19 protein-coding genes and 1 other RNA gene are annotated in these 19,794 nt (G+C 65.2%); 10 read left to right on the forward strand and 10 right to left on the reverse strand.

Going from position 1 to position 19,794, the window contains the following annotated elements:
- Positions 1-22: 22 nt before the first annotated feature.
- Positions 23-637 (reverse strand): LysE/ArgO family amino acid transporter, encoded by a 615-nt coding sequence (locus BW970_RS06060; RefSeq protein WP_188475541.1) that lies wholly within the window; start codon positions 635-637, stop codon positions 23-25.
- Between the two features lie 85 nt (positions 638-722).
- Between BW970_RS06060 and BW970_RS06065 the strand changes: the two genes are divergently transcribed.
- The 8 genes from BW970_RS06065 to BW970_RS06100 all read left to right on the forward strand — a co-directional run bounded on the left by BW970_RS06065 (position 723) and on the right by BW970_RS06100 (position 8,912).
- Positions 723-1,622, forward strand: coding sequence for a LysR family transcriptional regulator ArgP (locus BW970_RS06065; protein WP_076529519.1), 900 nt, complete (start codon positions 723-725; stop codon positions 1,620-1,622).
- Positions 1,623-1,784: 162 nt separating this feature from the next.
- On the forward strand, positions 1,785-2,825 hold the full coding sequence (locus BW970_RS06070) for a substrate-binding domain-containing protein (RefSeq protein ID WP_076529520.1): 1,041 nt from the start codon (positions 1,785-1,787) through the stop codon (positions 2,823-2,825).
- A gap of 61 nt (positions 2,826-2,886) precedes the next feature.
- On the forward strand, positions 2,887-4,263 hold the full coding sequence (gene pstC / locus BW970_RS06075) for a phosphate ABC transporter permease subunit PstC (RefSeq protein WP_076529521.1): 1,377 nt from the start codon (positions 2,887-2,889) through the stop codon (positions 4,261-4,263).
- 10 nt (positions 4,264-4,273) lie between these two features.
- On the forward strand, positions 4,274-5,560 hold the full coding sequence (pstA, locus tag BW970_RS06080; RefSeq protein WP_076529522.1) for a phosphate ABC transporter permease PstA: 1,287 nt from the start codon (positions 4,274-4,276) through the stop codon (positions 5,558-5,560).
- 12 nt (positions 5,561-5,572) lie between these two features.
- On the forward strand, positions 5,573-6,370 hold the full coding sequence (gene pstB, locus BW970_RS06085) for a phosphate ABC transporter ATP-binding protein PstB (protein WP_076529523.1): 798 nt from the start codon (positions 5,573-5,575) through the stop codon (positions 6,368-6,370).
- A gap of 13 nt (positions 6,371-6,383) precedes the next feature.
- Complete coding sequence (phoU, locus tag BW970_RS06090; RefSeq protein WP_076529524.1) at positions 6,384-7,100, forward strand: phosphate signaling complex protein PhoU; 717 nt, start codon at positions 6,384-6,386, stop codon at positions 7,098-7,100.
- 11 nt (positions 7,101-7,111) lie between these two features.
- Positions 7,112-7,804, forward strand: a complete 693-nt coding sequence (gene phoB, locus BW970_RS06095; protein WP_076529525.1) for a phosphate regulon transcriptional regulator PhoB — start codon at positions 7,112-7,114, stop codon at positions 7,802-7,804.
- A 79-nt stretch (positions 7,805-7,883) separates the two neighbouring features.
- The gene (locus BW970_RS06100; protein ID WP_076529526.1) at positions 7,884-8,912 is read left to right on the forward strand and encodes a hypothetical protein; all 1,029 of its coding nucleotides are present in this window, start codon (positions 7,884-7,886) and stop codon (positions 8,910-8,912) included.
- Between the two features lie 68 nt (positions 8,913-8,980).
- Here the strand turns inward: BW970_RS06100 and BW970_RS06105 are convergent, their stop codons facing one another.
- The 8 genes from BW970_RS06105 to nudC form a co-directional block, all read right to left on the reverse strand.
- Complete coding sequence (locus tag BW970_RS06105) at positions 8,981-10,123, reverse strand: SPOR domain-containing protein (RefSeq protein WP_076529527.1); 1,143 nt, start codon at positions 10,121-10,123, stop codon at positions 8,981-8,983.
- 78 nt (positions 10,124-10,201) lie between these two features.
- Complete coding sequence (gene upp, locus BW970_RS06110) at positions 10,202-10,837, reverse strand: uracil phosphoribosyltransferase (RefSeq protein ID WP_188475551.1); 636 nt, start codon at positions 10,835-10,837, stop codon at positions 10,202-10,204.
- On the reverse strand, positions 10,834-11,808 hold the full coding sequence (locus BW970_RS06115) for an adenosine deaminase (protein WP_076529529.1): 975 nt from the start codon (positions 11,806-11,808) through the stop codon (positions 10,834-10,836). The genes upp and BW970_RS06115 overlap by 4 nt, the downstream gene beginning before the upstream one ends.
- Before the next feature lie 65 nt (positions 11,809-11,873).
- On the reverse strand, positions 11,874-13,070 hold the full coding sequence (locus tag BW970_RS06120) for a phosphopentomutase (RefSeq protein ID WP_076529530.1): 1,197 nt from the start codon (positions 13,068-13,070) through the stop codon (positions 11,874-11,876).
- 1 nt (position 13,071) lies between these two features.
- Positions 13,072-14,379, reverse strand: a complete 1,308-nt coding sequence (locus tag BW970_RS06125; RefSeq protein WP_076529531.1) for a thymidine phosphorylase — start codon at positions 14,377-14,379, stop codon at positions 13,072-13,074.
- Positions 14,376-14,768 (reverse strand): cytidine deaminase, encoded by a 393-nt coding sequence (locus tag BW970_RS06130; protein ID WP_159441425.1) that lies wholly within the window; start codon positions 14,766-14,768, stop codon positions 14,376-14,378. The genes BW970_RS06125 and BW970_RS06130 overlap by 4 nt, the downstream gene beginning before the upstream one ends.
- Positions 14,769-14,829: 61 nt before the next feature.
- Complete coding sequence (locus BW970_RS06135) at positions 14,830-15,294, reverse strand: SRPBCC family protein (RefSeq protein WP_076529533.1); 465 nt, start codon at positions 15,292-15,294, stop codon at positions 14,830-14,832.
- A gap of 53 nt (positions 15,295-15,347) precedes the next feature.
- Positions 15,348-16,322: an NAD(+) diphosphatase gene (gene nudC / locus BW970_RS06140; RefSeq protein ID WP_076529534.1), complete on the reverse strand. Its 975-nt coding sequence runs from the start codon at positions 16,320-16,322 to the stop codon at positions 15,348-15,350.
- A 185-nt stretch (positions 16,323-16,507) separates the two neighbouring features.
- Here nudC and BW970_RS06145 point away from each other — a divergent pair, with 185 nt between their 5' ends.
- Positions 16,508-18,346: a 5'-nucleotidase C-terminal domain-containing protein gene (locus BW970_RS06145; RefSeq protein ID WP_159441422.1), complete on the forward strand. Its 1,839-nt coding sequence runs from the start codon at positions 16,508-16,510 to the stop codon at positions 18,344-18,346.
- 39 nt (positions 18,347-18,385) lie between these two features.
- Positions 18,386-18,482: signal recognition particle sRNA small type (gene ffs / locus BW970_RS06150), an RNA gene on the forward strand.
- Positions 18,483-18,935: 453 nt separating this feature from the next.
- On the opposite strand, the gene BW970_RS06155 is transcribed toward ffs, so the two are convergent.
- A complete protein-coding gene (locus BW970_RS06155; protein ID WP_076529535.1) occupies positions 18,936-19,706 on the reverse strand; it encodes an alpha/beta hydrolase family protein in 771 nt (256 codons plus the stop codon).
- Positions 19,707-19,794 lie beyond the last annotated feature (88 nt).

The raw sequence follows: 19,794 nt of genomic DNA on the forward strand, positions 1-19,794 counted from the left end.
ATGCCCCGGATTGCAAGCCGGGTCAATCCGGCAGGCCCCGCAGCACCAGAGAGAGCGCAATCGCCCACATCGTCAGCCCGACGATCACCTCCAGAATCACCCAGGCGCGTGGGCGCGCAAAGACCGGCGCCAAGGCCCGCGCGCCAAAGCCCAGCGCCGAAAAGAACGTCAGCGATGCACAGGCCGCCGCAATCCCGAAGGCCAGCCGGTGCGGTGCGTATTGCGCCGAAATCGCGCCCAGCAGCACCACGGTATCCAGATAGACATGCGGATTGGCCCAGGTGAACATCAGGCACATCAGCAGCACACGGCCCAGAGGCGCCGGCACACCGGGGGCAGGCATCAGCGCCTCACCCCCCTTGAGTGCCGCCTTGAACCTGAGCGCACCATAAAGCAGCAAGAATCCGGCCCCACCCCACAGCATGACCGGGCCAAGCCATGGCACCGCCGTGCTCAGCCGCCCAAAACCCGCCACCCCGGCGCCGATCAGCACCGCATCGGAGATGGCGCAGACCAGCACAACCGCCAGCACATGCTCGCGCCGCAAACCTTGCCGCAACACAAAGGCATTCTGCGCGCCGATGGCGGCGATCAATCCGATCGAAGTTCCAAAACCGGCCAGCGCTGCCTGCAACATCATGTTCTCCCGTTGACCAGCGTTGACTAGTCAGTTCGGCGAGATTAGCCAAGATAAACAATCTAATCATGGATAAGTATCTCTAATGATGGATCCCGCTCAGCTTGCGGCGCTGGCCGCCATTCACCGACGCGGCAGCTTTGAGGCGGCGGCAGGCGTTCTGGGCGTGACCCCCTCGGCCATTTCCCAGCGCCTGAAAGCCCTGGAGGACCGGATGGGCTGTGTGCTCATTCGCCGGGGCAGTCCTTGCCTGGCAACACCTCCCGGCTTGCGGTTGATTCGCCATCACGACGAGATTGCCGCACTGGAAGCCGCGCTTGCCCAGGATTTGCAGATGGGGACGACCGGCCCGGTCACCCTGCGGCTTGCGGTAAATGCCGACAGCCTGGCGACATGGGTCATCCCCGCCCTTGCCGCCGTAGACGGCGCGCTGTTCGACCTGGTGATCGACGATCAGGCCCATAGCCAGGACTGGTTGCGCCGGGGCGAGGTGGCGGCGGCCGTCACCTCGCACCCCGGACCGCTTCAAGGCTGCGAGACGGTCGCCCTGGGCCATCTGCGATACCGGGCCACGGCCAGTCCCGGCTATATGGCCCGCTGGATGCCCGGCGGGGCGAGCCGGGCCAACCTTGCCACGGCGCCCGGCTTGACATTTTCCGACAAGGACACGCTCCAGAACGATTGGATCCTGGCCAATTTCGGCACCGGGCTTGTCTTTCCAACCCATCGCCTGGCCTCAAGCCATGGGTTCGTCGATGCCGCGCTGGCCGGGTTGGGCTGGGGCATGAACCCCGAGCCGCTGGTGGCAGAGCACCTGGCGGCTGGCCGTCTGCTGGAGATCGCGCCGGACCGGGCGCTGGATGTGCCGCTGTACTGGCAATTCACCCGGCAATCGGCCCCCGTCCTGGCCCCCGTCACCCGCGCCATGCGGGCAGAGGCGGCACGGGCGCTTTTGTCGCCAGACGTCACAGGTGCCGGTTTCTGAAATAGCCCGCCCCGCCAGCGACGGACCCGATGCCGACGGTTGCGCAGAAGCGCGCGCGGCACTGTCATGCAGTTGTTACACAAACGCAGCACAAGCGTCACGAAGCACGGCTATCTCGTCCTTAGCGGTCGAATCCCGGCCCGTTCATCAAAGGAGCGATCCATGTCCTTCGTGAAACTCTCGGCTTCGGCCCTTGCCATTGCCGCCGTCTCTGCCACCGCCGCAATGGCGCGCGACCAGATCCGCATCGTCGGCTCGTCCACCGTGTTCCCCTACACCCAGGCGGCTGCAGAAGAATTCGCCAACCAGACCGGCGCCCCGGCCCCGATCGTGGAATCGACCGGCACCGGCGGCGGCTTCCAGGTGTTCTGCGGCGGTATCGGTGAAGGCCATCCCGACATCACCGGCGCCTCGCGGGCCATCAAGAAGTCGGAATTCGACCTCTGCGTCCAGAACGGCGTAACCGAAATTTCCGAAGCCCTGATCGGCAACGACGGCCTGTCGATGTCGGTGGCGCGCGCGAATGACTTCGACTGGGACATGACGCTGGGCGAAATGTTCCTGGCTCTGGCCGCCGAGGTTCCGGTGGATGGCGAATGGAAAGCCAACCCCTACAAGATGTGGAACGAGATCAACGCCGATTTCCCGGCGACCCCGATCACCGTTTATGGCCCCCCGCCCACCTCGGGCACCCGCGACGCCTGGGTTGAAATCGCCATGCATGGCGGCTGCAAGCAGCTCGACTTCGTGAAATCCGGCGGGTTTGACAGCAAGTGGGTCAACGAGAACTGCTCGCGGATGCGCACCGACGGCCCGTTCATCGAGGCTGGCGAGAATGACAACCTGATCGTGCAGCAGCTTGTCGCCAACCCCAACGCGCATGGCATCTTCGGCTATTCGTTCCTGTACGAGAACGCCGACAAGCTGAAGGGCGTCAAGTTCGGCGGCGTCGAGCCGACCTTTGACACCATCGCCACCTATGACTATCCGATCTCGCGCCCGCTGTTCTTCTACGTCAAGAATGCGCATCGCGGCGTGATCCCGAACATGCAGGAATTCATCGAAGAGTACATGTCCGATGCGGCCCTGCAACAAGGCGGCTATCTGGCAGAGCGCGGCATGACCCCGCTGCCGGAAGCCAAGATGAAGGAAGTTCAGGCCGCGGTGATCGAAGGCGTTGCCATGTCGGCCCCGACCAAGTGATACGACCGGCGCGGCCTGCCCCATCGGGCGGGCCGCGCACCCTTTCCAGGCAGGACAGGCCATGACCTTGATCGCATTCCTTCTTTTGTTCGCGGCAGCCATTCTTGGCTATGTCCTGAACCGTTCCGCAGCCCGCAGTCTTCGTGCAGGTGGTGCGCAGCTTCATTCTCTGAGCACCTTTCACGGCGGCTTTGCCGCCTTGCTGGTTCTGGTGCCGACCTTCCTTTTCATCATCTTGTGGCTCCTGTTCCACGCCTCGGTGCTTGATCGGCTGACCATGGGCGGCCTGCCCGCAGGCACGCTGGACGGGCTTGACAGCGGTGCGACACAACTGATCTTGGCCGAAATCAAATCCATTGCGGGCGGACGGATTTTCGGATCGCCCGAACCCTGGAAGATCGAGGCCGCCGAGCGCCTGGCAGGCTATCGCGCCATGTCGGCCAATCTGATGCTTGGCCTGACCGCGCTGTTGGCGCTTGGCCTGCTGGTCATCGCACGGCGCACTGTGTCCCCAGAGTTCCGCGCCCGGCAGCGCGCCGAAGGCATCATCAAGGGACTTATGATCTTCTGCTCGTCGGTCGCCATCTTTACCACGATCGGCATCATTGCATCGCTGGTGTTCGAAACCGTCCGCTTCTTTCAGATGGTTCCGTGGCACGAGTTTCTGTTCGGCACCACCTGGGAACCCCAGATGCCGATCCGCGCCGATCAGATCGCGGCCGAAGGCGCCTTTGGCTGGCTGCCTGTTTTCCTGGGCACGTTGGTCATCACGGTGGTGGCGCTGTTCTTTGCGGTGCCCATCGGCCTGCTGTCGGCGATCTATCTGAACGAATTTGCCAGCCCGCGCTTTCGCAAGTTCGCCAAGCCGGTGCTGGAAGTGCTGGCCGGGGTGCCGACGGTCGTCTACGGATTTTTCGCCGTGCTGACCATTGCGCCAGCCTTGCGCACCTTCGGAGAGATGACCGGGCTGCCGATTGCACCCAACACGGCGATGGCCGCCGGTCTGGTAATGGGGGTGATGCTGATCCCCTTCATTTCGTCCTTCGCGGATGACGCCCTGTCGGCGGTGCCCCGCGCCCTGCGGGACGGTGCGCTGGCCTTGGGGGCAACCCGCGCGGAAACGGTTCTGAACGTGCTGTTCCCCGCGGCAATCCCCGGCATCGTGGGCGGGGTTCTGCTGGCGGTCAGCCGCGCCATCGGGGAAACCATGATCGTGGTGATGGCCGCCGGTCTGATGGCGAAGATGACGATCAACCCGCTGGATAGTGTGACGACCGTGACCGTGCAGATCGTGACCCTGCTGATCGGGGATACCTCGTTCGACAGCCCCAAGACACTCGCCGCGTTCGCCCTGGGCTTCATGCTGTTCATCGTGACGCTGGGGATCAACGTTCTGGCCTTGCGCATCGTGCACAAGTACCGCGAAATCTATGACTGAGGACCGGACAATGACCGACATGACCTCGCACCCCGGCCCCAAGTCCATCGACTGGACATCGGATGAAATCGGCGCCCGCGTGCGCAAGCGCAAGGCGGCCGAGAACCGGCTGCGCTACATCGGGCTGGGCGCCATCGGGATCGCCTTTGCCATGCTGGCGCTGCTGATATCGTCGCTGGTCTCGACGGGCTGGCAAGCGTTCCGGCAGACCCATGTGACGATCCAGGTGACCTATACGCCGGAGTTCATCAACCCTGACAACCTGCAACGGTCCAACTATCGCGGCTTGCTGGAAGCGACGATGCTGGACCTGATCCCCGGCGCCACCAATGGCCGGAGTGTTGCGGCGATCCTGTCCAACGGCGCGCAATTTACCGCCCGCGACCGGATCATCGCCGATCCTGCGCTGATGGGGCAGACGGTCACGCTGCGGGTTCCGACCTCTGATCCCTATGATCAGTTGGCCAAGGGCCTGATCGACCGCGACACGCCCGAAGCCAACCGCCGCCTGAAGAACGACGAGATCGCCGCCTTTGACGCCCTGCTGTCGCAAGGGGTGGTGTCCAAGCCATTCAACTGGGCCCTGCTGGGGAACGCGGATTCGCGCTTTCCGGAACAGGCTGGCCTGAAAGGGGCGCTTTGGGGGTCGTTCTACGCGCTCTTGACCTGCTTCCTGCTGGCCTTTCCCATCGGCATCGGTGCGGCAATCTATCTTGAGGAATTCGCCCCCAAGAACAAGATGTCCGACTTCATCGAAGTGAACATCAACAATCTCGCGGCCGTTCCTTCGGTGGTGTTCGGCTTGCTGGCACTGGCGGTGTTCCTCGGCTGGTTCGGCATGGGGCGGTCCATCCCCTTTGTCGGTGGCATGACGCTGGCCCTGATGACCCTGCCGACGATCATCATCGCCACCCGCGCGGCACTGAAGGCGGTTCCGCCCAGCATCCGCGAGGCAGCACTTGGCGTTGGCGCCAGCAAGCAGCAGGTGGTGTTCCACCATGTCCTGCCGCTGGCGATGCCCGGCATCCTGACCGGCACGATCATCGGCCTGGCCCAGGCGCTGGGGGAAACCGCGCCCCTGCTGCTGATCGGGATGAACGCCTTTGTCACCGCTGCCCCTGCAACCCCGTTCGACCCCTCGACAGCCCTGCCGACGCAGATCTTCATCTGGGCCGACAGCCCCGAACGTGGGTTCGTCAGCCGCACCTCGGCCGCCATTCTGGTGCTGCTCGGGTTCCTGGTGATGATGAACGCCGTTGCCATCTATCTTCGTAACCGCTTCGAGCGGCGCTGGTAAGAAAGTATAGCCATGAACGACATGCGCATCGTGGAGAGAACCGTGGACAGCCATCAGACCAAGATTACCGCCCGCGGCGTTCAAGTGTATTACGGCGAAAAGCACGCGCTCAAGGATGTCGATGTCGACATCCTGGACAAGACCGTCACCGCCTTCATCGGCCCTTCGGGCTGCGGGAAATCCACCTTCCTGCGCTGTCTGAACCGGATGAACGACACCGTGGCCATTGCACGGGTGCAAGGCGACATCCGGCTGGATGGCGACGACATCTATGACAAGCGGGTCGATCCGGTGCAACTGCGCGCCAAGGTCGGGATGGTGTTCCAGAAACCGAACCCCTTTCCAAAGTCGATCTATGACAACGTCGCCTATGGCCCGCGCATTCACGGGCTGACGGCCAACAAGGCCGAACTGGACGCAATCGTCGAAACATCGCTGCGCAAGGCTGCATTGTGGAACGAGGTCAAGGACCGGCTGGCTGAAAGCGGAACCGGCCTGTCAGGCGGCCAGCAACAGCGCCTGTGCATCGCCCGTGCCATCGCCACCAGCCCCGAGGTGCTGCTGATGGACGAGCCGTGCTCGGCGCTCGACCCTATCGCAACCGCACAGGTCGAAGAACTGATCGACGAACTGCGCAGCCAGTTCTCGGTGGTGATCGTGACCCATTCGATGCAACAGGCTGCCCGTGTCAGCCAGCGCACCGCCTTTTTCCACCTCGGCAATCTGGTGGAATACGGCGAGACGGGCCAGATCTTTACCAACCCCAAGGATCCGCGCACCGAATCCTACATCACCGGCCGCATCGGCTGATCGGAGAGCGACCATGAGCCATCAACCGCACATCGCCTCGGCTTTCGACCGCGATCTTGAAGCCGTGCAGGCGCTGATCATGAAAATGGGGGGGCTGGTCGAGGCCGCCATCCTCGATTGCGCCCGCGCCCTGGAAACCCGTGACGAAGAACTGGCCCGCCAGGTCGTCGCCGGCGACAAGGTGATCGACGCCCTCGAAGCGCAGGTGAACGACGAAACCGCCCGCCTTATCGCCCTGCGCTCCCCCACCGCGACCGACCTGCGCACCGCACTGACGGTGATGAAGATCGCAGGATCGCTGGAGCGTATGGGAGACTACGCCAAGAACATCGCCAAACGTTCGACCGTGCTGTCACAATCGGCCCCGATCGGCGGCACCGCCGGCACCGCGCGCCGCATGGCCAAGCTGGTGGAACAGATGCTCAAGGACGCGCTGGATGCCTATATCCGCCGCGACGTGGCCCTGGCCGCCGACGTGCGCCAGCGCGACAAGGATGTAGACCAGATCTACAACACGCTGTTTCGCGTCCTGCTGACCCACATGCTGGAGGATCCGCGCGCGATCACCAATTCGATGCACCTGCATTTCATTGCCAAGAACCTGGAGCGCATGGGCGACCATTCGACCAGCATCGCAGAGCAGGTGATCTATCTTGTCACCGGCGAGTTGCCCGACGAGGCGCGTCCCAAGGGTGACAGCACTGCATTCGTCACCTCTGCCAAAGACTGAAGAGGCCCAAGATGCTTGCGCAACGACAACCTGTCGTGCTGCTGGTCGAGGATGAAAGCGCGCAGCGCGAAGTCCTGACCTACAACCTCGAAGCCGAAGGCTTCAACGTGGTCAGTGCCGTCAATGGCGACGAGGCCCTGTTGATGGTTCAGGAAGAGGCCCCCGATCTGGTGCTGCTGGACTGGATGCTGCCCAATGTCAGCGGAATCGAGGTCTGCCGCCAGATCAAGGCCCGCCCCGAAACGCGCAGCATTCCGGTCATCATGCTGTCCGCCAGATCCGAGGAACTGGACCGCGTCCGCGGGCTGGAAACCGGGGCTGACGATTATGTGGTCAAACCGTATTCCGTGGCCGAGCTGATGGCCCGCCTGCGGACCCAACTGCGGCGGGTGCGCCCGGCGGCGGCGGGTGAACGGCTGGTCTGGCAGGATATCCTGCTGGATGCCGCCGAACATCGCGTCTGGCGCGACAGCCAACCGATCAGCCTTGGTCCGACAGAGTTCCGCCTGCTGACCACCTTCATGGAAAAACCGGGTCGCGTGCTGTCACGCGAACAGCTTCTGGACCGGGTCTGGGGCCGCGACATCTATGTCGATACCCGGACCGTGGATGTCCACGTCGGGCGGCTGCGCAAGGCATTGATGAAGCAAGGCGGAACAGACCCGATCCGCACCGTGCGCGGGGCGGGGTATTCGCTGGGCTGACGGCGTTGTGAAGTCTGTGCGCATGGGCTAGAGTCTCGCCCAAGATGAAGGCAGGGCCTGACCAAAGGGCCAGGGCAGAATGACGGCGCTTCGCAAATACGCCAGACTGGAAACCATCGGCTTGTGGCGCCCCGTGCCCGATGCCCAGCGGCGCGAGGTGATTGTGTCGTTCGGCGAAGCATCGCTGGTGCTGACTGACGGGCGCACCGAAATGCCGCTGAGCCATTGGTCGCTGCCCGCAGTGCAGCGGCGCAACCCCGGCGAGATGCCGGCGCTTTTTGCCCCAAGTGGCGACACGATGGCCGAAACCCTCGAGATCGACGACCCCGGCATGATCGAGGCGATCGAGACCATCCGTACCGCGGTTCAACGCCGCCGCCCCCGGCGCGGGCGCGGACGGCTTGCCGTTGTGGCGGTGACCGGCATGGCCATCCTCGCAGGGGCCGTGTTCTGGCTGCCCGGCGCGGTGGTCGGGCACACCACCCGCATCGTCCCCTTTGTCAAACGCGAACAGATCGGGCGCGATCTTCTGGTGTCGATGGCCCGGTTCACCGGCACGCCCTGCGCCGACCCGCAAGGGCTGGCTGTTCTGGGGCGGCTGTCCGCGCGCCTGTTCGGCCGCGATGGCGCACAGGTCGTGGTGCTGCGCGACGGCTTGCCTGCGGGGGGAACGGCCCATGTGCCGGGGCGGCATCTGCTGGTCGATCACAGTCTGATCGAACTGCCCGACGGCCCCGAGGTTCTGGCCGGCCATCTGATCGTCGAAAGGTTGCGCGGGGATCTGTCAGACCCGCTGGCAGAGGTTCTGCGGGCTGCCGGACTGCGCGCCACCTTCACGCTGTTGGCAACCGGCAGCCTGCCCGCCTCTGCACTGGAAGGACAGGCACAGACCCGCCTGCGCGCCCCCGCCATTGCGTTGCCGACCGAGCAGGTGCTGGCGCGATTTGCAGCAGCGGGCGTGCCAGCCACCCCCTATGCGCTGTCGGTGGATCCCAGCGGCACCACGACGCGCGCATTGATCGAGAACGATCCCATTGCACCCGGAACATCGCCACGACTGATGGCCGACGCCGACTGGCTGGCCTTGCAGGCGATCTGCCGCCGCTAAGCACCGGAAACGAAAACCGCCGCCCCGATCAGGGCGGCGATATGCGCATTACACCATTCGGGCTGTGATCAGCGCCGCAGGATGGCGTCCCCGAACCCGGCACCGCGCGCGGCCTGCAAGGCCGACGCCGCCTGCGCCTCGGACGCGAATGGCCCGGCCCGCACGATCTGCACCGGCTTGCCCTTGATCGCGCCACGACTGACCTGCACCGGCAATCCCATGGCCTGCAACCGCGCCACCGCGCGCGCAGCGTTCTGGGCCACGCCAAAGCTGCCGACCTGCACGAACCTTGCCCCGGTGGCCCCTTGCGGCACCATCACGCCTTTCGAGCTTGCCACCGCCCGTCGCGGCTGCGCAGAGGCAGGATCGCGCAGGGTTTGCGGCACCTCATCCGTCCAGACCTGCCGCATCTGCCAGTTCCCCTCGGCACTGCCACGCGCGCGGTTGGGGTTCAGCCGATCATCCCGCCAGGCTGCCTTGTAGCCCGGCGGCGGAGTCATCAGATCGGACGATGCAACCCGCGCGGCCTGCGTCACAGGTGCGGGAACGGGCCCGTCCGCCGGGATGCCCGGCACTCCGGCCAGCACCACATTCGGCACCGGCTTCGGGCTGTTGGAACACAACAGGATCGTGCGTCCATCCCGCAGCGCATAGTAATGGCCATGAGGGGCCCGGTCCGGGCATCCCGCATGGCGATTGACCAGCGGAGGATGGCCGCCGGTCGTGACCGCAGAGCGATCATGCGCCACCACCAGCGGCGCAGCCCTGGGCGCCGTCACCGGGACCGCGGCAGGCGGCGGCGGTGTCGAACCCGACGCAGTCGCGGCGCGCAAGGGCATAGGCTTGCCATAGGTCACAGGCGGCGGAACATATTGCGACGGGGCAACCCCCTGCGCCACCGGGGCGGCACGCACGGGCGCCGCGGCAACAGCGACCGGCGCCGGTGCGGCCAGTTCGCGCCGGGCCTGTGCCATTACGGCCGACGTCGGCGCCTGTCCGCAGATCGGCTTGCGCGCGCGGTCGATCCGGGCCACCCAGTTCACCTGCCCGCCATGCCCGGCGCGGATGTACAGGCACCCCCGGCTGTCGACATATTGCTGACCGGAAAATCCCGGAGGCGGCAATTCCGCAGGCGGGCGGCTCTGCGCATTGGCAATGGATACACTTGCAGCGGCCGCAACCAGGGCGACCGGCAGAATTTTAAGCAGCATGACTACCCCCTAGCAGCTCAGGGCATCATGGCGCCCTTCATCTTGCGAGTAAAGCCCCTGCCAACGCTTGATACGGTGTTACTTCGTCCCGAACATCCGATCGCCCGCATCGCCAAGGCCAGGCACGATATAGCCATGATCGTTCAGGCACTCATCCACCGCCGCGGTCACGATCGGCACGTCGGGATGCGCCGCCTGCATCCGGGCGATCCCTTCGGGCGAGGCAAGCAGACACAGGAAGCGGATTTCGCGCGCGCCCTTCTGTTTCAGCAAGTCCACCGCCGCAACCGAGGAATTGCCGGTCGCCAGCATCGGATCGACGACGATTGTCACCCGGTCCTCCAGGTGATCCGGCACCTTGCAGTAATACTGCACGGGTTGCAGGGACTCGGGATCGCGGTACAGGCCGACAAATCCGACCCGCGCCGCCGGGATCAACTCCAGAATCCCGTCCAGCAGTCCATTGCCCGCCCGCAGGATGGAAATCAGCGCCAGCTTCTTGCCCTCGATCGCCGGCGCGTCCATCTGGCACAGCGGGGTTTCGATCTGCCGCGTGGTCATCGGCAGTTCACGCGTGACCTCATAGGCCAGCAGCAGGCTGATTTCGCGCAAAAGCTGACGGAACGAGGCGGTCGAGGTGCCCTTGTCGCGCATGATCGTCAGCTTGTGCTGCACCAGCGGGTGCGACACGACAGTCAGGTGTTCCAACATCAGGCGGCCTCCAGTACCTTGGCGATCTTGGCCTTGGTATCCGCATCACAGAAGGCGGCGTCAAGCGCGGTCCGGCTGATCCGGGCAAACTGCCCGTCATCCCAGTCGAACGCGCGGTGCAGCATCTGGAACTCATGCTCCATGGTCGTATGGAAAAACGGCGGATCGTCGGTGGACACCGTCACCCTGACCCCGCGCCGGTCGAGTTCGCTGATCGAATGCTTGCGCCAGTCCGGGAACACCCCCAGCGCGATATTCGACCCCGGACAGACCTCCAGCACGATCCCGCGCTCTGCCAGTTCATCCACCAGCGCCAGATCCTCGATGGCGCGCACGCCATGACCAACCCGCTCCACCCCAAGGTCGCTCAACACGTCCCGGATGCTCTGCGGTCCGCCCCATTCCCCGGCATGAGCGGTCAGCCGCAACCCGGCCTCGCGCGCACAGTCAAAGGACCAGCGGAAATCCTTGGGCTGGCCCGAGGTCTCATCCCCCGCAATGCCAAAGCCGGTGATGAAATCGCCCACCGTCTCGGCGGCACAAAGCGCGGTTTCCCGCGCCTTGTCGGGGCCAAAATGCCGGATGCAGGTGACAATGCCGCGCAACTCCGGCCCGCCCTGCACCGCAACCGCAGATGCGGCATCCCGGATCGCATGAAGATACTCGCGCCACGCCCCCAGATCGCGCCCGCCACAGAAATCCGGGCTTACAAAGGTCTCGGCATAGACCACGCCACTCGCCGCGCATTGTTCCAGCACGGCACGGGTCAGGCGCGCGTAATCCTCCGGGGTCTGCAACACACTGGTCGCGGCCTCGTAAACCTTTAAAAAGTGCCAGAAATCGGTAAAGACATACCCGCCCTGCGCATCGAAAATCCCGGAAATGTCGATGGATTTCTCCTTCGCAAGCCCGCGCACAAAAGCCGGGGGCGCAGCCCCTTCCAGATGCAGATGCAGTTCGACCTTTGGCAGCACCGCGTTCTCCTTCAGCTTGCTCCAAATACCCCAGGGGGGTCCGGGGGGCTGGCCCCCCGGTTCCGTCAGATCAGATTGCGTCCCGGTCCGGGGGACGTGAGACCCAGATGCGCGGCGACTGTCGCCGCCACATCGGTGAACCCACACAAACCCAGCGCCCCGACACCCGCTCCCGCACACAACACCGGCACGCGCTCGCGTGTGTGCTCGGTGCCGCGCCAGGTCGGGTCGTTGCCGTGATCGGCAGTGAACACGGCCAGATCTCCGGGCTGCAACCGGCGCAGCATCTGCCCGGCCTGGGCATCGAACCATTCCAGCGCCCGCGCATAGCCCGCAACGTCGCGCGGATGGCCATACAGGCTGTCAAACTCGACGAAGTTGGCAAAGGTCAAGGATCCCGGCTCCGCCTCTTCCGTCAATCGCAGCAGATGTTCGAAAAGGTCAGCATCGCTCTTGCCCTTGTGCAGGGTACCGATCCCGCGCATCGAGAAGATGTCGCCGATCTTGCCCACGGCATGGGTCGCCCGTCCGGCCTGTGCTGCGACGTCCAGCAGGGTATCGGCCGGCGGGGCGATGGCAAAATCCTTGCGGTTCGCGGTGCGCCGGAAATCGCCGCAGCCGCCGGTGAACGGACGCGCGATCACCCGGCCCACCTTCATCGCGTGCAGGGTCGGGGCCAAATCGGCGCACAACGTCAGCAGACGCTCCAGCCCGAACGCCTCTTCGTGGGCGGCAATCTGAAACACGCTGTCGGCACTGGTATAGCAGATCGGCCAGCCGGTGCGCAGATGCGCCTCGCAATGTTCCGCTATGATGGGCACGCCCGAGGCGTGGCAGTTTCCCAAAATTCCCCCGGTTCCCGCCAGGGCACAGACCTGCGCCACCAGATCGGCAGGAAAGGCAGGGCGGGTATCGGGGAAATAGGTCCAGTCCCACGGCACCGGAACACCGGCCAGTTCCCAGTGCCCCGACGGGGTGTCCTTGCCCCGCGACACTTCGGTTGCAGCGCCCCAGCGCCCCTGCGGCACGGCGCCAAGACCCGGCGCCTCCACTCCACTCGCCAGCCGGATCGCGGCGCCCAGTCCAAGCCCGTCCAGCACCGGCATGTGCAGCGGCCCGCTGCGCCCGGTCTCTGCGCACCCGTCGGCACAGGCTTGCGCGATATGGCCCAGCGTGTTCGCGCCTTCGTCCCCGAAGGCCGCAGCATCAGGGGCGCCGCCGCAGCCCACAGAGTCCATCACGATCAGAAAGACACGCGCCATCTCAGCCCACCCGGTCCTGCACCAGTTGCGGAAGGCCGGGGCTATCGCCCAGATCATAGGCCGCCTGCAAGGCCGCAATCGCACGATCCGCCGCCACTGACGTTGCGGCATGGACGCGGGCAAGGGGTTCACCCGGCCCTGCCGTCATCCCCAGACCTTTCAGGTCAGAGAACCCTACGCCCGGATCAATGCTGTCGCCATTGCGCAGGCGCCCGCCCCCCAGATGCACCACCGCCTCGCCCACCGCACGGGTATCAATGCGCGCGACGATACCCTGGCCAACGGCCGGCACATCGCGGATGACCGGCGCGGCGGGCAGATACACCGACCAGCGCGCCAGAAAATCTGCCGGCCCCCCTTGGGCGGCGATCATGCGGGCAAAGCGGTCTGCGGCCCGGCCCGACTCCAGGCTGGCAAGGATGCGCTGGCCGCCCGCATCGGCATTGACCGCAGCGCCGCACAGGGCCAGCAATTCGCCCCCCAGCGCGACGGTCAGATCCCGCAGCCTCGGATGCACCCTGTCGCCGGTCAGCGTGCCCATCACCTCGGCCACCTCCAGCGCATTGCCTGCGCAAGCCGCCAATGGCTGGTCCATATCGGTGATCAGCGCCGAGGTGCGGCAACCTGCGCCATTGGCCGTCGTGACCAGCGAACGCGCCAGCCCCTGCGCCTGCGCCGCCGAGGGCAGAAAGGCGCCCGACCCGACCTTGACGTCCAGCACCAGCGCATCAAGCCCCGCCGCCAGCTTTTTGGACAGGATCGACGCTGTGATCAGGTCGATGCTTTCCACCGTCGCCGTCACGTCGCGGATCGCATAGAGGCGCCGGTCTGCAGGGGCGATCTCGGCTGTGGCCGCAACGATGGCACAGCCGACATCGGCCACGATACGGCGAAAGTCGGCCTCGGACTGATCGACGCGGTAGCCGGGGATCGCCTCCAGCTTGTCCAGTGTTCCGCCGGTATGCCCAAGGCCGCGGCCCGACACCATCGGCACATAGACCCCGCAATCGGCCAGCGCCGGTGCCAGAAGCAGCGAAATGGAATCCCCCACCCCGCCTGTCGAATGCTTGTCCACGACGGGGGCGGGCATGTTCCAGCGCAGGACACGGCCGGAATCGCGCATCGCTTCGGTCAGCGCGACGCGGCCCGCCTCGCCCAGCCCTTTCAGCAGGACGGCCATGGCAAAGGCGCCCGCCTGCGCATCGGTCACGCCGCCATCGGCCAGCCCGCCAGCGAACCAGCGCAGATCATCGGCCGAAGGCATCCCCCCGTCGCGCAGCGTGGCGATGATGCGCCGCGCGTCGGTCATGTGCGATCCATATGGCCGGGGGTAAAGGCGCCCGGCAGCAACTCGCCGATGGTTGTGACATGCGTTTCGCCATCGGTGGTGCACAATGTAACGGTGGTGTCCGGTGCACCGAATTCCGCCAGTTTTTGCCGACAGCCCCCGCATGGCGGCACAGGCGCCGGGCAATCGGCAATGACCAGAACCTCGGTCAGCCGGGTTTCCCCTGCGGCGACCATGGCTGCGATCGCGCCTGCCTCGGCACAGGTTCCTTCGGGGTAGGCCGCATTCTCGACATTGCAGCCGCGATAGATGGCACCCGATGCGCCCCGCACTGCCGCGCCTACCTTGAAGCGGGAATAGGGCACATAGGCATTCTCACGGACTTCGGTAGCGGCTTGCAACAGGGTCATCGGCGCCTCGGACAGGGATACCCGTGCATCCTGACGCGCCAGTGGGGTCTTGTCCATACGGTCAGAAACCGGCCGCCTGCCCGCGCGAACGTGCCTCGATCATGGTGGCCAGCCTGGCCACCCCCTGCTGATACCGACGCACCGCCCGTCCGCGCGCAAGTTTCACGGATTGCAGGAACAGCCGGGCCGCCAGCGTCAAAGGGCGCAACTCGGTCGTCACGGTCATACGGGTGCGACGCGGTCCGAGTTCAACCAGTTCGACCGTCATGGTGCCGGACACCAGCCGCCCTTCGCCATGGAACACCAGAAGACCCGGTGCCTCGGCCCGCTCTTGCCGCAGCGCCAAGGTCCGGGGTTTGCCCTTGAAGGTGAAGGTCGCCTGCCAAGCGGGCACCGCGCTGCCCGTCTGCCGTATCACATCCACCCCACGCCGCAGGGCGGCAAGCTCAAAGCTGTCGAAATCGGTTGCAACCGCCCAGACCTTGGAAATCGGTGCCTCAATATCCTCTCGGGCGTTGAACTTCATGTATGCCTCTCACTCGCGTTGCCCCGTTGCGGGTTATGCAGGGCAAGCGCCCGTCAGTCCAGAAGATCCGCCACCCAGGCATTGATCAGGAAATGGGCGATGGCACCGCGGCGGGCCGGTTTCACCCTTGGATGCCGCCCTCCCAGCACCTCGATCATGTCCTCGCGGGAGATCCAGAGCGCATCCTCGATCTCTGCGGGATCGAGGGTGATCGCATCACTCACCGCTTCGGCGGCACAGCCCAGCATCAGGGACGCCGGAAAGGGCCAGGGCTGGCTGGCCAGATACCGCACCGCATCAACCTTGACCCCGGTTTCCTCGACAACCTCGCGGCGCACGGCGGCCTCGATCGTCTCGCCCGGCTCGATGAACCCGGCAAGCAGCGAATACATGCCTTCGGGCCACCCATGAGAGCGGCCCAGCAAAACGCGGTTGCCATGCGTGACCAGCATGATCACCACCGGATCGGTGCGTGGAAAATGCGGCGCGTTGCAGGCGGGGCAGTGCCGTTGCCAACCGGCCATGGCCATGTCGCTGGCATGGCCACAACGCGCACAGAACCCATGGCTGCGGTGCCACTCGAACAGGCCGCGCGCCGTCGCCGCCAGTTCCGCGTCCAGCGGTGACAACCGCGTCATGACGCCACGCAACTCCACGAACAGATGATCGGCGGGAACGGCAGGGTGGCGTTGCTCGGTCGCATCAAAGAACGCACCACCCTGCGCCGCCGCATCAATGCCCACCGGCTCCCAGGCAGACAGATCCAACGCGAACACCGGGCCATCCGCAGCAATGCCCAGAAACAACCGCGGCCCCCGGGCCCCCGCAACAAGCGGATGCCCTGCGGGCAGCAGGGCCAGCCGGTCGCGCGCCTCGCCCGCAACCATAGGCTTGCCGCGCCAAAGCACGATGACCCGCGCGGTTCCCTCGCCCCACAAGGCCGCCTGCCGTGCGGCATCGCCCCGAAGTTCCGCCGCGCGGTCCAAGCCGCCCAAACCGCCAAAGGTGACTGTTTCACCGTCGCGCATCGCTGTCTCCCGTCCCAGTTCCGCATCGTGATGGCACGGCTGAGCCCCCCGAAAAAGGGGGGCGCGCATGACGTTGCGGAAATGCAACCATGAGTTGCCAGCACGATACAGACATATGTTTCAAGCTGGCGCCCATGGAAAGCGGTCTTAAGACTCGATTGCAGCATATGGACAGGAAACAGATTTTGGCCCCCTCGCGCCTGCCGCCCCCGCCCTCCGTCACCTGCGAGATGACGGTATTCGCCACAAGCGACCTGCATCTGAACCTGTTTCCCTGGGACTATTACGGCGATCATGCAGCACCGGGGGCCGGGCTTGCATCGGTCGCGGCGCAGATCGTCGCGTTGCGAGAGTCAGCGCCCAATTCGTTGCTTGTGGACAACGGCGACTTTCTTCAGGGCACCGCGCTTGGCGATGCCCTGGCAGCGGCGCATCCCACCGGGCACAAACCCCCGCATCCCATGATCGAGACCATGAACCTGCTGCGCTACGACGCTGTGGGTCTGGGAAACCATGACTTCGACTATGGGCTGGAGTTTCTCGCACAGGCCCTGCAAGGGGCGGACTTTCCGGTGCTATGTGCCAATCTGCGCCGTATCGACGGCGGCACATTGCCGTTTTGCGAAGGCGTTGTGCTGGAGCGGGAGGTTCAGGACCGGCACGGGCAACGCTGGCCGATCCGGGTGGGCATCGCGGCCTTTCTGCCACCGCAGGTGATGGTGTGGAATCACCCCCATCTGCATGACAGGGCAGAGGCGGCAGGCATCGTCGAGACTGGCCGGCGGGTGGTGCAAACCCTGATCTCCGCCGGCGCAGAGGTGGTGATCGCCCTGTGTCATTCCGGATTTGGCACGATCGAAGCGGGCGAGGATCCGCAGGCAGAACATGCCGCCTTGGCGCTGGCCAGTCTGCCCGGCGTGGATGCCGTGGTGGCTGGCCATACGCACAGGCTGTTTCCCGGCCCCGATCTGCCCGCGCAATCCGGTGTCGATCCGATCCTGGGCCATCTGGCGGGCAAACCGGCCTGCAAGCCCGGCTCTGGTGCGAGCCATCTTGGCGCGCTGCGCCTGACGCTGAACCGCGGCCCGGATGAACGCTGGCGCTGTATCGGCGGCAGGGCCGAAGTCCTGCCGCTGTCACGCAGCAGTTCCGATCAGATCCCTGCGCCGTTCCTGCATCTGTGCAAGTCGGCCAGTGCCGCAACACGCAAGCACCTCGACCGCATTGTCGGCCGCACCGAGGTCAGGCTGAGCACCCATTTCACGCTGATCGGCGACTGCGCCGCGACGCGCCTGATCGCAGGGGCCATGCAGTGGCATGTCGCCGGGGCCATGCAGGGCGGGCCCTACGCGCATCTGCCGGTTCTGGCCGCGACGCCCCCTGCCCGGTCGGGCGGGCGGGGTGGCGTCACGAACTACACGAACCTGCCGGCCGGCCCGTTGCGCGAACGCGATCTGGCCGCGCTCTACCCCTATCCGAACGCGATCCGGGCCCTGCGTGTCAGCGGCGCCGACCTGGCCGCATGGCTCGATCATTCCGCCCGGATTTTCCATCAGGTCGCACCAGGGGCACAGGATGCGCCATTGCTTGACCCGGACTGGCCCGCCTACAATTTCGATGTCATCGAGGGGCTGAGCTACGAAATCGACCTCTGCGCCAGGACGGGACCGGGACGGGTGCGCAACCTGCGCCACAATGGCAGCCCCGTCGATCCGCAGGCGAGCTTCATTCTGGCCACCAGCAGCTACCGGGCCGCAGGGGGCGGCACCTTTCCCGCCACCGGCCCGACCGCCGATCTGGTCCTGTCGTCCGACATCCCGGTGCGCGGCATCGTCGCCACCTGGCTGGCAAAAGAGGGCAGCTATCGCCCGCCACCTGCCGATCTGTGGCGCTTTGGCCCCTGCCCCGGCACGTCCGTCGTGCTGGAGACCAGCCCCCAAGCCCTGCCCCATCTGCCCCGCGCCGGGCTCACACCGCTCGACCTGACGGACAATGGATTCCTGCGCCTGCGCCTGTCGCTCTGACCCTTGCATCGCAACGCGACACAGCGTATCTGCATCGGCGAGAGGTTGGCGCGGGCAGGCGCCTCGCCAACCCGGTCAGGTCCGGAAGGAAGCAGCCGTAACGAGCCCCGTCTGGGTCGTTGTCCAGCCTCTCACCTCTTCCACCCCAATTCTTTGAAAACGCAGGGAAGCGTTGACCCTCACGGGTGCTGATCGCAATTCGGCCTTTTGAGCCAGGCACGGAAATTGGTCGAGAGGGTCGAGCCATCTGGCACCCGAGCGACTCGCACCGTCGCCATCGCGCTTTCCTCAATGGAACGATGCCGTTGCGGCCCGACCGGGGCCTGCATGTCGGGCGCAACCGCATGGATTGCGAAAGAGTGAGACAGTCATGGATGGACGCGCGGCCAAGCCTGCACGCCGCGCCGGGTACCATGCCTGCTCACTGCGTATCAGCGCACCCCCGTCGGGCGGTCACTCGCTGCTCCTGGTCGATAGATCGACCGCCAAGGTTCCGTTGACAAAGCCCGTCGCCGCACGGCGCGAGTTCCAGCAGAAGATGTGTCTCATACCTGCATTGCGGGACAAAGCGGACGTCCGGGCCGGGTCATCATGCCGGAAAGAGGCGGCTCAGGTAGTCGTCAAGATGAGGTGTCCAGAGGGCAGGCTTGAACATCAGGGCGTGCCCTCCCGCAGCAGATACGAAGTGCCCCTGACCGCCTGACGACAGGAACCTTTCAAAATTTCCTCTGCAATGCCCTATCCGATAGTACTGATCATAGCTTCCGTGCACCCAAAGCGTCGGAACTCCCGCCTGGGCACCGCGCTCGAACAACTGCGGGTTCACGGTCTCATGGCTTGGGCAGGCTCGGCCAAGCCACCCGCCGTTGAAGTTTATTGCGCCCCTGAATGTGCCCGGACGCATTCCGGCATAGGCAATCGCAAGGATCCCTCCGCGGGAGACGCCGCCGATCAGCAGCCTGCTCTGGTCAGCATCATGGAGGCAACCCAGGTTGCGCACCACGTCGTCGATATCAGCGACGGCCCTTTCGAAACCTGCCAGCGCGATATCAGTGTCACAGGAATACCCGGATCCATTCGACGCCAGCCCCTCGCCATAGACACCACCGGACTTTCCTCTGCCGCGTCGCTGCGGGAAGATGGTCATCCATCCCCGGTCCGCGAAATAGTTCGCAATGACTTCGGGGTAGATTGTCCGCTTGGACACAGCATTGTTCCGCCCGCTTCCTGTGGAGCCGTGATTGAAGACGATTGTCGGAAACGGCCCGTCGCATCCGGGCCTTGCGACGACAAGTTCCAGATTCGTCCCGGCTTCACTGGAGGGAACGAAAATTCTCTCAAACTTGCTGCGGCCAACCAATGTTCACCTCCATCCGATGGAACCCGTTGATATATTGCGCGCCATTCGACCGATGCATGACAGACGTCTCGGGGGTCCAGCCGCGCCC

Source organism: Gemmobacter megaterium, assembly GCF_900156815.1.
GTDB lineage: Bacteria > Pseudomonadota > Alphaproteobacteria > Rhodobacterales > Rhodobacteraceae > Wagnerdoeblera > Wagnerdoeblera megaterium.

Excerpts from the sequence above, each read along its gene's own strand:
- BW970_RS06105 (WP_076529527.1), bottom strand. The coding sequence starts at position 10,123 with ATGCTGCTTAAAATTCTGCCGGTCGCCCTGGTTGCGGCCGCTGCAAGT.
- pstB (WP_076529523.1), top strand. The coding sequence starts at position 5,573 with ATGAACGACATGCGCATCGTGGAGAGAACCGTGGACAGCCATCAGACC.
- BW970_RS06100 (WP_076529526.1), top strand. The coding sequence starts at position 7,884 with ATGACGGCGCTTCGCAAATACGCCAGACTGGAAACCATCGGCTTGTGG.
- pstC (WP_076529521.1), top strand. The coding sequence starts at position 2,887 with ATGACCTTGATCGCATTCCTTCTTTTGTTCGCGGCAGCCATTCTTGGC.
- BW970_RS06060 (WP_188475541.1), bottom strand. The coding sequence starts at position 637 with ATGTTGCAGGCAGCGCTGGCCGGTTTTGGAACTTCGATCGGATTGATC.
- BW970_RS06070 (WP_076529520.1), top strand. The coding sequence starts at position 1,785 with ATGTCCTTCGTGAAACTCTCGGCTTCGGCCCTTGCCATTGCCGCCGTC.
- nudC (WP_076529534.1), bottom strand. The coding sequence starts at position 16,322 with ATGCGCGACGGTGAAACAGTCACCTTTGGCGGTTTGGGCGGCTTGGAC.
- BW970_RS06120 (WP_076529530.1), bottom strand. The coding sequence starts at position 13,070 with ATGGCGCGTGTCTTTCTGATCGTGATGGACTCTGTGGGCTGCGGCGGC.
- pstA (WP_076529522.1), top strand. The coding sequence starts at position 4,274 with ATGACCGACATGACCTCGCACCCCGGCCCCAAGTCCATCGACTGGACA.
- phoU (WP_076529524.1), top strand. The coding sequence starts at position 6,384 with ATGAGCCATCAACCGCACATCGCCTCGGCTTTCGACCGCGATCTTGAA.
- BW970_RS06130 (WP_159441425.1), bottom strand. The coding sequence starts at position 14,768 with ATGACCCTGTTGCAAGCCGCTACCGAAGTCCGTGAGAATGCCTATGTG.
- BW970_RS06125 (WP_076529531.1), bottom strand. The coding sequence starts at position 14,379 with ATGACCGACGCGCGGCGCATCATCGCCACGCTGCGCGACGGGGGGATG.
- BW970_RS06065 (WP_076529519.1), top strand. The coding sequence starts at position 723 with ATGATGGATCCCGCTCAGCTTGCGGCGCTGGCCGCCATTCACCGACGC.
- phoB (WP_076529525.1), top strand. The coding sequence starts at position 7,112 with ATGCTTGCGCAACGACAACCTGTCGTGCTGCTGGTCGAGGATGAAAGC.
- BW970_RS06135 (WP_076529533.1), bottom strand. The coding sequence starts at position 15,294 with ATGAAGTTCAACGCCCGAGAGGATATTGAGGCACCGATTTCCAAGGTC.